At 43.2% G+C, this 11,821-nt stretch carries 13 protein-coding genes; 11 read left to right on the top strand and 2 right to left on the bottom strand.

The window, feature by feature from the left end; all coding sequences use genetic code 11:
- Positions 1 to 131 precede the first annotated feature (131 nt).
- The 7 genes from ABEQ74_RS02445 (at position 132) to ABEQ74_RS02415 (ending at position 4,691) form a co-directional block, all read left to right on the top strand.
- Positions 132 to 506 carry a GntR family transcriptional regulator gene (locus ABEQ74_RS02445; protein ID WP_430120873.1) on the top strand — a complete coding sequence of 125 codons (375 nt, stop codon included), beginning with the start codon at positions 132 to 134 and terminating at the stop codon, positions 504 to 506.
- Positions 507 to 510: 4 nt separating this feature from the next.
- A complete protein-coding gene (locus ABEQ74_RS02440; RefSeq protein ID WP_430119081.1) occupies positions 511 to 1,377 on the top strand; it encodes an ABC transporter ATP-binding protein in 867 nt (288 codons plus the stop codon).
- Entirely contained in the window at positions 1,370 to 1,993 is a 624-nt protein-coding gene (locus ABEQ74_RS02435; protein ID WP_430119079.1) for an ABC-2 transporter permease, read from the top strand. Before ABEQ74_RS02440 ends, ABEQ74_RS02435 begins: the two co-directional genes overlap by 8 nt.
- Before the next feature lie 227 nt (positions 1,994 to 2,220).
- Positions 2,221 to 2,667 carry a hypothetical protein gene (locus ABEQ74_RS02430; RefSeq protein ID WP_430119077.1) on the top strand — a complete coding sequence of 149 codons (447 nt, stop codon included), beginning with the start codon at positions 2,221 to 2,223 and terminating at the stop codon, positions 2,665 to 2,667.
- A gap of 431 nt (positions 2,668 to 3,098) precedes the next feature.
- On the top strand, positions 3,099 to 3,968 hold the full coding sequence (locus ABEQ74_RS02425) for a hypothetical protein (protein WP_430119075.1): 870 nt from the start codon (positions 3,099 to 3,101) through the stop codon (positions 3,966 to 3,968).
- A gap of 127 nt (positions 3,969 to 4,095) precedes the next feature.
- On the top strand, positions 4,096 to 4,497 hold the full coding sequence (locus tag ABEQ74_RS02420; protein WP_430119073.1) for a nuclear transport factor 2 family protein: 402 nt from the start codon (positions 4,096 to 4,098) through the stop codon (positions 4,495 to 4,497).
- 89 nt (positions 4,498 to 4,586) lie between these two features.
- Positions 4,587 to 4,691 (top strand): DUF6254 family protein, encoded by a 105-nt coding sequence (locus tag ABEQ74_RS02415; protein WP_430119071.1) that lies wholly within the window; start codon positions 4,587 to 4,589, stop codon positions 4,689 to 4,691.
- Positions 4,692 to 4,823: 132 nt separating this feature from the next.
- On the opposite strand, the gene ABEQ74_RS02410 is transcribed toward ABEQ74_RS02415, so the two are convergent.
- Positions 4,824 to 5,714, bottom strand: a complete 891-nt coding sequence (locus ABEQ74_RS02410) for an immunoglobulin-like domain-containing protein (protein ID WP_430119069.1) — start codon at positions 5,712 to 5,714, stop codon at positions 4,824 to 4,826.
- Between the two features lie 217 nt (positions 5,715 to 5,931).
- On the opposite strand from ABEQ74_RS02410, the gene ABEQ74_RS02405 reads away from it, so the two are divergent.
- From ABEQ74_RS02405 to ABEQ74_RS02395, 3 genes are all read left to right on the top strand, one after another.
- Positions 5,932 to 6,639 (top strand): DNA alkylation repair protein, encoded by a 708-nt coding sequence (locus ABEQ74_RS02405; protein WP_430119067.1) that lies wholly within the window; start codon positions 5,932 to 5,934, stop codon positions 6,637 to 6,639.
- A 219-nt stretch (positions 6,640 to 6,858) separates the two neighbouring features.
- The gene (locus ABEQ74_RS02400; RefSeq protein ID WP_430119065.1) at positions 6,859 to 7,602 is read left to right on the top strand and encodes a YggS family pyridoxal phosphate-dependent enzyme; all 744 of its coding nucleotides are present in this window, start codon (positions 6,859 to 6,861) and stop codon (positions 7,600 to 7,602) included.
- 21 nt (positions 7,603 to 7,623) lie between these two features.
- Complete coding sequence (locus ABEQ74_RS02395; RefSeq protein WP_430119063.1) at positions 7,624 to 8,853, top strand: benzoate/H(+) symporter BenE family transporter; 1,230 nt, start codon at positions 7,624 to 7,626, stop codon at positions 8,851 to 8,853.
- A gap of 99 nt (positions 8,854 to 8,952) precedes the next feature.
- Here the strand turns inward: ABEQ74_RS02395 and ABEQ74_RS02390 are convergent, their stop codons facing one another.
- A complete protein-coding gene (locus ABEQ74_RS02390; RefSeq protein ID WP_430119061.1) occupies positions 8,953 to 10,383 on the bottom strand; it encodes a PLP-dependent aminotransferase family protein in 1,431 nt (476 codons plus the stop codon).
- A gap of 122 nt (positions 10,384 to 10,505) precedes the next feature.
- On the opposite strand from ABEQ74_RS02390, the gene glyA reads away from it, so the two are divergent.
- On the top strand, positions 10,506 to 11,759 hold the full coding sequence (gene glyA / locus ABEQ74_RS02385; protein ID WP_430119059.1) for a serine hydroxymethyltransferase: 1,254 nt from the start codon (positions 10,506 to 10,508) through the stop codon (positions 11,757 to 11,759).
- Positions 11,760 to 11,821: the final 62 nt, after the last annotated feature.

Here is an 11,821-nt window from a genome sequence, read left to right as displayed (position 1 = left end):
AAGGTGTGTTAAGCCGCGATACCGCGGCTTTTTTTGCATGTATAGAAAATACATAATTGACGAACTGCTGGTTAAGTGTATATATTATATATATACGGTATGCACTGAATGATGATAGTGGGGTGAAGGACATCAACATCATATTATCCAACGCGTCGAGCGATCCTATCTATATACAAATTATGAATCAGATCAGACAAAGCATCTTGAGCGGTGAAATGGTTGCAGGAGATAGTCTGCCTTCCATTCGCCAGCTAGCCAAGGATTTACAGGTAAGCGTCATTACGACGAAGCGTGCCTATGAAGAACTCGAGAAAGAGAAGCTTATTGACTCGGTTGTTGGAAAGGGTTGTTTCGTGTCCGGGGCAAATAAGGAGTTTATACGTGAGCAGCGCATGAAACGCTTGGAAGAGAAGATGATGGACATTATTAGTGAGAGTAAGGAATTGCGAATGACCAAGCAGGATGTAATCGACCACCTGACTTTATTGTTTGAGGAGGAATAACGCTATGAATGCAATCGAAATACGGAATTTAACGAAGGCATATCCGTTATTTAAAGTAGAGGATGTGTCTTTGGATGTGAAACAAGGTTATATTACAGGTCTTATTGGACCGAATGGCGTAGGCAAAAGCACCTTGATTAAGATGATGCTTGGCATCGTCCGTCCCGACTCGGGAAGTGTAAAGATTCTGGGCTGCGAGATGCCTAAACATGAGATCGACATTAAGCAACGTGTCGGCATCGTCTCAGATGATTGCTTCTATTATGAACATCTTACGATTCGCGACACAATGAAGATGATTTCACCTTTCTACAAGAATTGGGACAATAAGAGATTTCATAGCTATCTTGATCAATTCGAGTTATCCCCTAAGAAGAAGGTTCAAGATCTGTCTAAAGGCATGAAAATCAAGCTATCACTTGCTCTTGCATTATCCCATGAGGCGGAGCTATTAATCATGGATGAGCCGACCTCTGGACTCGATCCCATCTTTAGAAGGGAGTTGCTTGACCTGCTAACAGATGTGATGCAAGACGAGAGAAATACCATTATATTCTCGACGCATATTACGACGGATTTGGACCGCATCGCTGACTACATCACCTTCTTAAATCGTGGGAAACTCGTATTTCATGAAGCGAAAGAAGAGGTGTTTGAAAAATACGTCATCGTTAAAGGAGACCGGCAGCTGCTCGATCAGGATATACGGAGTACATTTATCGGCATCCGTGAGACACCGGTCGGTTTTGAAGGCTTATCGGATGATAAGGAGGAGGCTGAACAGCTGTTTGGCCGTTATGCTGTCTTGGACCAGCCTTCCCTAGAAGATATCATGTATTTTACTGCCAAGGGAGGTCATATTCATGCTTAATTTACTTCGTAAGGACTTTATCGCTTTGAAAAGCTCACTATGGACAATTCTTCTCTACCTGGCTGTTTTTAGCTTCACTTTCATACCAAATGTTGAAATGTCTATATACTTTGTAGGTATTTATACTGCTTTTGGGGCCATTATTCTCACAACAATGATCGATATCAAAAACCATAACCATCAATTTCTGATCACACTACCGATTAGCCGTAAACAGATCGTGCAAGCTAAATACATAACAGCTATCCTGTATACCATCTTGGCTGTAGTAGCCTCTTACGGGATTCACTGGCTCGCAAAAGTTGCATTTCCACAGTTTGACAAACCGGACTATTCATTATGGGTTATCTTGATCTCAGTCGGAATCGTGCTTGTTCTCATTGCAGTCTATATGCCGCTATTTTACACACTGAGCAAAAAAGGAGCTGGCATTATCAACGCAGTATTCTTGGTTACCTTAATTACTCTGGCCCAGCCCGCTGCCAAGCTTATAAACATGATGAACGAACATGTTGTCAGCGCTCAAACATGGCTTCTTATTCCAGCAGGCGTTTTACTGTTATTCATTGCTTCATACTTCTTAACTATCCATCTGTTTACCAGAAAGGACTTATAGGGTCTTACACGGTGTTACCATCGATAATAAGTTGCTGATGGATAATAAAAACATTAAGAGTATACAAAGTCGCCTTCATAGGCGGCTTTTTTGTATTCAATTGATCCGATAATCAAAATTGTAATCATGGAGTGCAACTAAAATCAAAAGAAATCCGTTTATGTAAATATAGGGAAGTTTATAAGTATATAAGATACCAACATAGCAACAGAAAGCGAGGGGTTGAAATGACGAATAATGGATATATCATCGTTTTTGTTAAAATATTCGCAGCTATTGTTTCAGCCATTGCATACACCTTATATAGCTCTTGGAAAATTTACACACCACTGGCCGAAAGGCTGCCGGGCACGGACTATTCTTCTTTTAGCAGTCTATTTGCGATCAATTTTGCGCCCATCTTTATCATATTTATCATATTAGGTGTCATCTTATCCCCGATGATTGATCGCTTTATTTATAAAAAGTTTGGGTTGAAAGGGATTAGAGGGATTCTTACCATTTTAGTGGCTTATTTGTTGCTGGGTGTTGGTGGAGGTGCAATAGTCAGCATTTTCTTTTATAAAATACATTTTATCTATCACTACATTCTTGTTTCCATGTGTAGCGTTCTGATTTTCTTATTCTTCCAAACTGTGTTTCAATTTTTCTTATATAAAATGGTTAAACCTTAAAGCTGATTACCAATATACTGAATAGGGTTTTAGTCATAATTAAAAGCATCCTTTCGAAAATAGTGAGAGGAAATATATACCAAATATAACATCGAACTATTAAATACAGCGTGGATACCTTCTACAGTTTTATGGCATTAGTATCCCAATATAAATGAAAGGCAACTTTGACCTCTTGAAAAGGACAAAGTTGCCTTTTACCTATAAATGACATTAATAGTTTATGTTAGGTTACTAAAGGCCTAATTGAAGTGATCAAATTAATCGGAAAAAACGTTTTAAGAGTTTATAGACGAAAAGAATCATTTTTCCGGGAAATTTGCTGAAATGGGTATACGCCGAGTGCTGTATATAATACGATCAGACAAAGAATTTTTTGTTAATCAACATCAGTTAAGGCGTGATCTTAACGTTAAATGGAGGGATAATCCGTGAAAATATTAAAGATAATGTTAGTTGTATTTGGAGGCTTATGCTTGATGGGGATGGGCTGCACAGATCGGAATTCAGAGCCGGAGGTAACACTTGGGCAGAGCGAGAAAAACGGCGACGATATTCGCATTCCACATAATGAACGACTGCATTTATCCACCGACAAGAAATGGATTGAGCAGGAAGGTCATCAATCCGATTTGATCCGGCTGCAATGGACAGCTGAAAGGGCCAAGCCTGCGATCGTCTGGATGGACGAGAAAGGTAAGGACAAGACCGCAATTATTTCCCATGATAAGGCTAATAATCCAGAGCAGCATGATCATAAGCATATTTCTTTCGAGACGACGATGTCGCCGACAGGTCAATATGCCAATCAGTTATTCACCCGTTTTGAGATTCCTTTCGATACGGACATTAGCGAGATACGTACTCATTCGTCCAACTTCAATGTAATGAGTGGAATCTTACGGGTAGCGGGTGAAAGTGAGACTAATCGGGACATTCAGTTCAGTGTATCCGGTGAAGATAATGAGACGACACCAAGATGGGCGATTCGGGCAGATAGCTCGCAGGAATCAGGGAAAAATACAGGCGCCGACCTGCAGTTCATCCGTTACAGTGATGAGGGTGAAGTGCTCGATTCCCCGTTAACCGTGCAGCGAAGTGACGGAAATGTCGGGATAGGCACAAATGATCCAGATACTAAACTCGATATAGACGGTGACAAGCTGCGTATCCGCAACAAGTATACTCCCGCTTCCTCCAGTGCTGCTTGCAGCCAAGGACAGATGGCTTGGGACGACCAATATGTATATGTTTGTGTTGCTCAAAACAGCTGGAAAAGGACAGAACTATCATCTTGGTAATCACAAATTAATAAAATACCTTGTGTGCTATAATCAGCCATATGCCCTAGATCAAAGAGAGAACATACCCACCCAAATTGGCTCGCCTATTATGAATGTATAGATTGCACTTTAGGAGGTTCATATCTTGAGTATTGAATCGGAACTCTCATCTCAAATATACCGGCTAGAGCAATTGCATAATGATTTTGCTAACGGTGATTACAAAGAGATGAATTCTTTATATTCAGACGAATTTCAGGGTTTTCTCTATATGCCCTCAACGGGAAAGATCGAGATCTATAATGCTGAACAAATCAAAAAAGGCAACGCAGATGCCGCTCACTATTACAAAGGGAAGAATATAAAGTTCATTTTTTCGGGATTATCTATCGTTACCCAATCAGAGGATCAGGCTGCAGTCTCATATGAGGTTACCCACTTGAATGATTCTAAAATGATGCGCGCCATTTCACTCGAAGTTTGGAAAAGAGTTAACGGAGCGTGGAAAATTCTTCGCTGGTATGAGGAAAAGGGAGAGGCATTATAATTAACACTTTGTTTCTTGTATGATCGGAACCATGGTATGACAAGATAAGGGAATGGTATGCATCCTAATTACCAAAGGAGGACCTCTGCATGGCTCACCAGAAGAGAAGGAAAGAAGCTGCCTGGAAGTCGCGAAAGCAAGAACAGCACCCTCATGGTAAAGTCAAATCGCTCAAGGAGTTGTCCAGCGAATAGGAAGAGGAGTATACCGCTAGAAGAGAAGACTGTCGGAGGGATTTACCGGCAGTCCTTCTTGTTTTATCGTGACAAATCAAAAAAAACACTGTATAAATTTGAAAGAAAAACTAAATAAATAGTGGCTATGGCTTAAGATCCATCTGTATCTTTAATCTCAAATTCTGCAGCTAATCGTGCTGATACGTCGGTCATGTATCCTTCGATCTGTTTTACGATCCGATATACTCCTGGCTCAAGCTTTTGGGGGAAGCTAACCCCCTCCTCATGTGATTCACCGGGTTTTAACTGGAACGCAATCGAAGGAACGGCGCTGTCATCGGGCAAAAGTTTCCATCCTTCGGTAACTTTCTGATAGATAGAATACCCATAGCCAAAATACAGATCTGTTGGACCTGCATTGTAAAGAGTTAGCTCGGTTTGATTTGAACTTTGAAGAGGTTCTTTAACAGTCAAGCGAGCGTTGAGTTCATTCGACGGCACAAAGATACGGGAGATCATGGTGTCCTCGACATCACCCTGAGGAGAGAGAATTTCAATACTAAGAAAATAGTTTGTATTCGGGTGTTCTGGGATCTTGTATGAGAAATCAAGGCGTCCATCAATTGAATTATTAATATCTGCCGTGTACTCTGTTATCAGCTGGACTCGCTCTCCTTCAGTGTCACGACTTGTAATTTGAAAACGTGCAGATCGTTCAGCTGGGATCTTTTCTATAGACGCACCGACCCTGCTTCCGGCTTCCACTTCTTCCGCCGTAGAGCTCACGATGAGGTTATATCCGTTCTTAGCATCAAACCATTTTCCAGTCGTGGGGTGGTAATCTTTCGCGGCAGATAACACTTTTTCTTGAGGAAGTTTGACTGAGATAGATACTTTATCCGGATTGCCGATTGTATCAGTTAAATGAGCGACTGTCGCATCCATGTGTACGGAAGGAGCCTTCACTTCAGGCAAATTCGATTTGCTCTCACAGCCTAACAAAACAAGGCCGAATGCCATAATTACAACCAACTTACGCATAGAAAATCCCCCCTTACTCCATAGACGCCTCACGTAGGCAATAGTTGCAAATATCTAATGTGATGAAAGTCCTTACTTTCCCAAATTGACAAGATTCCTTTTGAATCCCTATACTGCTAAAGTATAATTAGTATTAATGACATTTGGAATATAGGATATAAGCTGGATGGTTACAATAAAACGGGGATGAATATTGAGGAAGGAAGTGTGCGAAGCGATGGATTTTGAAACAGTAATGCACGAATTGGAAGCACTCGGAAAAGAACGAACAAAAAAGATATACATAAGCAATGGCGCACATGAGCCGCTTTTTGGAGTAGCCACAGGTGCTATGAAGCCACTCGCAAAGCAAATCAAGAAAAACCAACCCTTAGCCGAGCAATTGTACGCTACCGGGAACTATGATGCTATGTATTTTGCCGGCGTTATTGCGGACCCACAAATCATGACAAAGGCAGATTTTGATCGATGGATCGATGGAGCGTATTTTTATATGCTGTCAGATTATGTGGTTGCCGTGACTTTAGCAGAAGCAGATATTGCTCAAGCAGTGGCCGATCAATGGATTGCAAGCGGTGAAGAATACAGAATGTCGGCAGGGTGGAGCTGTTACTGTTGGCTTTTGGGAAATCGCAAGGATACTGAATTTGAAACAAACAAGATTGCCAGTATGCTTGAGCAGGTGAAAGAAACGATCCACCAATCTCCCGAACGAACGAAATCATCAATGAATAATTTTGTATATACCGTAGGAATTTCTTTTTTACCGCTACATGACAAGGCAGTTGAAATAGCAAAAGCCGTGGGGCCAGTCGAAATGAATCGGGGCGAGAAGAAGAGCAGTACTTTGAACGCTTATAACAATATTCAAAAAGAAGTAGACAAAGGAAGACTAGGTTTTAAACGCAAATATGTAAGGTGTTAATCTTAAATAAATGGATTTGAAGGCCGCATTTTATGCGGCTTTTTTTTATGCATATAAGTTATTCTCCGCGAGCTCTATGGTAGCAGGCTATTACTGATCAGAAGGCTTTGTTGCAATTATGGACTTGTCAAAAATAAAATTATGGATCTTCAACAGCAATCCAATGTGCGATAAGCTCTACGTTATTAAAGACAAACTTGGAGGAGAGAGGGTGAAGTCATGGGCAATCTCGTTGAAGAAAATCTCAAAACGGTAAGACAGCAGATGGAGTTGGCTTGCCAAGCCTCTGGTCGCAAAATAGAGGACGTCAAATTGCTGCTTGCAACCAAAACCGTACCGCCTGAGAAAATACAAATGGCAATCCAAGCGGGCGAAACCTTATTAGGAGAGAACAAAGCACAAGAGCTTCGGGATAAATTCCCACTTATACAGCTGGACAATGGGGTAGAGTGGCATTTTATCGGGCATTTGCAGACGAATAAGGTAAAGGAAGTTGTTAAATATGTTACGCTCATTCATTCGCTGGATCGTTTAAAACTGGGGCAGGCGCTGCACCAACAGCTCCTCAAAGAGAACAAGACCATGGATGTTTTGGTACAAATCAACACGTCTTACGAAGAGAGTAAGTTTGGTGCTGCTCCAGAAACGGCAGTGGAGCTGGTGGAACAATTAGCCCACTTGGAAACGTTAAACGTGAAAGGCTTAATGACAATTGGCAAATTGAATGCTACTAACGATGAGACGCGGCATTGCTTCCGCTTATTAAGATTAATTCAAACACAAGTAATGGAGAAAAACCTTCCTCGTGTAGAAATGGACATCCTCTCGATGGGCATGTCCGGTGATTTCAAGGTGGCCATCGAAGAAGGAGCTACCATCATCCGCGTAGGAACAAGCATATTTGGCCAGCGTTACTTGCCGGACAACTATTACTGGAACGAGAATGTACGCCAGGTAGATTAAGAGAAAGGCAGGAAAATGCTTATGAATACAATCAACTCATCGCTGCGCGGCAAAGATATAATATCTCCGACCATTGCCGCTCTAATATCGGTCATTGTTAACTACGGAGGTACCTTTATTCTTGTGTTTCAGGCAGCTAAAGTTGCTGGTTTGAGTCCTGAAATGACCGCTTCATGGATATGGTCGATCTCCATTGGTGTGGGGATCACCGGAATATGGCTAAGTTATCGCTACCGAGAGCCCATTATTACAGCTTGGTCAACACCAGGCGTCGCTTTTCTAGTATCGTCTTTAGCGGTAACCCCTTATCCCGAAGCTATAGGTGCATACATAGTCTCTGCTATAGGATTTATCATCCTGGGAATATCCGGGATGTTTGAACGCTTTGTACAGTTTATCCCACCGGGCATCGCATCGGGATTGCTGGCAGGTATTTTACTGCAGTTTGGCATATCTGCCTTTGGAGGAGCACAAGTTGATCCACTGCTAGTCATTGTACTGTTTATCGCTTATGTCGTGTTAAGAAGGTTTACCTCCCGCTATGCGATTGTTGGCATCCTCGCCATTGGACTGATTTATTTGATTAGTATGGGAAAAGTGGATTTCAGTTCAATCCAATTGGCGATTGCATCACCGGTATTTATCGTCCCGGAGTTTTCGTTTCATGCTTTACTAGGCGTTGCATTACCGCTGTTTATCATAACCTTAACGGGTCAATACATGCCTGGAATGCTTGTACTGCGAAATGACGGCTTCAAGACGAGTGCAAATCCCATTTTGACCATAACGGGATTGGGTTCGCTCCTAGCCGCTCCATTCGGGTCACACGCTTTTAATGTCGCAGCTATCACGGCAGCGATATGTACAGGAAAAGACGCACATGCGGATTCGACCAAACGGTATATAGCAGGCATAGCCTGCGGTATTTTCTATATCGTTGTTGGCATTTTTGGCGTGACACTGGCCTCTCTATTTTTGATTCTTCCAGCAACTTTTATCGCTACGCTAGCGGGCTTGGCACTGCTTGGCACCATCGGCGGAAGTCTTGCGGGAGCTTTAGCGGATCCGAAGGGACGTGAGACCGCATTAATTACGTTCTTGGCAACAGCTGCGAATGTGAACTTGCTTGGTGTCGGAGGTGCATTTTGGGGGCTTGTCGCGGGTTTGGCAGCACATTTACTTATCCATGGGAAATTTCAAAAGAAGCAATTCAGAACGATTGGAGTTCAGCAAGCCGAACCTAAACAATAGAAGTTGTAAAATGAATGCAGATAACTGAGCTGCTGAAGAGGGGGACGGCGGAAATGCAAGAAGACGCTAATAGAAAAAAAACTGGCGGTGAAGGCTGGTTTATCCAAGCATCTCCGCCAGTCGATGAATGCCTACATCAATTGCATCTTCGTCAACTTGGGCAAAACCCAAAACCCATCCTTTTCGATCACATTCCAAGCAATATTGACTGAGTGGATAAACACGGATTCCTTGTTCGAGCGCGATGTTTGTCACGGCTTGTTCATCAAACGATGGGTTGGCCTCAAGAAGCATGTGAAGCCCCGTTTCTACACCGCTTAACGTAAAGTGTTCACTAAGTCCTGTTTTGATGATCGCCTTCGTCATGGCTTCGTGTCTGCGTCGATACACATTTCGAACTCGTCTCATATGGCGCATGAAGTGGCCATGTTCGATAAAATGAGTCAGTGTTATTTGCTCCATGATCGGTAGATGTCGATAGGTTAATTCATGGACTCTTGCAAGCTGACGAATCGCCTCTTTAGGACCAATGATGGCTGATAATCGAATACCTGGAGCAACCATTTTAGAAAAACTCATCATATATAACGTATTCTGAGGTGACTTACTGAACAAGGTTGGAAGCGGGTCACCGCGATATCGAAATTCACTGTCATAATCATCCTCAACAATCCAGAACCGATGTCCTTCAGCCAAATGCAGCAATTGTTGTCTGCGTGGTTCTGACATAATGACGCCCACGGCACACTGGTGCGATGGTGTAACAAACACAAGTTTGGATTGAGGGTGAACTTCGTCTACGCATAATCCATATTCGTCGACCGGAACCGGTACAACTTGCATACGTCGATACTTCATGGCGATCCAGGAAGCCGGGAAGCCGGGATCTTCGACCGAAACCGTATCCCCTTCTTGTAACAGGGCTTGAGCGATTAGATCGATGCTATGTTGTGCGCCGGAGGTTAACATGATCTGATCGGTATCCACATGTACCCCTCGTTCAAGTGACAGATAACGTTTAATCTGCTCCCGCAGCGGCAGGTATCCATATGCATCGCCGTAAGCCCAGCTGTCCAGATCCGTTTCTGTAGAAGCCTGTAAAAATGAGTGCCTCCAATTTTTCTTAAAATGTTCGTCTAAATAAGGCACATGAGGGCTGAAATCGATATCGATCTTTCGATTATTCTTGTCTCCGAACCAACGATGTAAATGGCCGATTGAATCGTTTAATATAGGCAATTCAGGGGGGATGGGTCCTTGTGACGGAACTTCCTCAGAAGGACGAGGAACATAGGTCCATTCGCTAACTCTTGTCCCGCCGCGGCGAGAGGTTACGGTATACCCTCGGCTGAATAACTCCTCATAAACAATTTGTATGGTTGAACGGGAAACGCCAATCAATAAAGCAAGTTCACGGGATGGGAGCAGCAATTCTCCAGGTGGCCATTTTCCGGTCGTAATATTATAGATTGCTTGGTCCAGAAGCTGCTGCCAGATGGGGCGTTTGTCATCTCGGTTAACTTTGAGCATTACATTCATCACCAGTGTTTCTGCATGAATTATGGATTGCATGCTATGCAGATCATTGGATGTTAAATAGCACTCCATTGATTGATATACTAGCATGACAATAGAGCGAAAGGAAGATGATCGTGAAACATTTGGATCAACAAGACAAGGCCGTGGCCCAAGCGATTCGACAAGAGCTTACACGGCAAAGGGATACAATAGAGCTGATTGCATCGGAGAATTTTGTTAGCCAGGCTGTCATGGAAGCCGTGGGAACGGTACTCACCAATAAATACGCTGAAGGGTATCCAGGGAAAAGATATTATGGCGGATGTGAGTATGTCGATAGGATTGAGGAGGTTGCCATTCAACGCGTAAAAGCGCTTTATGGTGCAGAGCATGTCAATGTGCAGCCTCACTCCGGTGCACAGGCGAATATGGCGGTTTATTTTGCTTCTGTGAAGCATGGTGACACGATTTTGGGCATGGATTTATCCCATGGGGGCCACCTTACTCATGGGAGTCCGGTAAATTTTTCCGGAAGATTCTATAATTTTGTTTCTTATGGCGTGGAAGAACAAACCGGACGCATTGACTTTGACCAAGTGAGAAAGCTTGCCCATAAGCATCTTCCGCGTATGATCGTGGCGGGCGGCAGCGCTTACCCACGAACGCTCGAGTTTGAGAAATTCGCCCAAATTGCGGCTGAGGTCAGAGCGCTTTTCTTCGTAGACATGGCACATATTGCAGGCATTGTCGCGGCAGGCTTGCATCCTAACCCGCTGCCTCACGCCCATTTTGTTACGACAACAACACATAAAACGCTGCGAGGACCAAGGGGAGGTCTTATCATGACCCGTAAGCCATGGGCACAAGCCATTGACAAAGCGATATTTCCTGGGACACAAGGCGGCCCGCTTATGCATATCATCGCAGCTAAAGCAGTTGCGCTGGGCGAAGCATTGCAGCCGGAATTCAAGACGTATATGGAGAAGGTTATCGCAAATGCCAGCGTATTGGCAGATTCACTAGTGAATGAAGGGTTAACCGTTGTATCGGGAGGAACGGATAATCATCTTATTTTGGTTGATTTACGCACGATTGGACTAACAGGCAAAGAAGCTCAAACTATCCTTGATGAAGTGGGGATTACGGCTAATAAAAACACAATTCCTTATGAAACAGCAAGCCCGTTAGTAACGAGTGGTATTCGCTTCGGGACTCCAGCTATGACATCAAGAGGACTAGGACCCAAGGAAATGAAAGAGATTGGTCAGCTTATTGGACTTGCCTTTAAGAATTCCAACAGTTCGACCATTAAAGACCAGATAAAGGGAGCTGTACGTGAGATAACGTCTCAATTTCCTTTATATGAAGAGCTTGAATCATTCGGATAGGGTCTATTTTGGTTAAAGTGCACATGCAAAGTCGCGGAAATCGCGGCTTTTTTCTTGTTTAC

The sequence above is a fragment of the Paenibacillus solani genome (assembly GCF_050475945.1).
GTDB classification, from domain to species: domain Bacteria; phylum Bacillota; class Bacilli; order Paenibacillales; family Paenibacillaceae; genus Paenibacillus_AQ; species Paenibacillus_AQ solani_A.
This window is presented reverse-complemented; position numbering and strand designations above follow the sequence as displayed.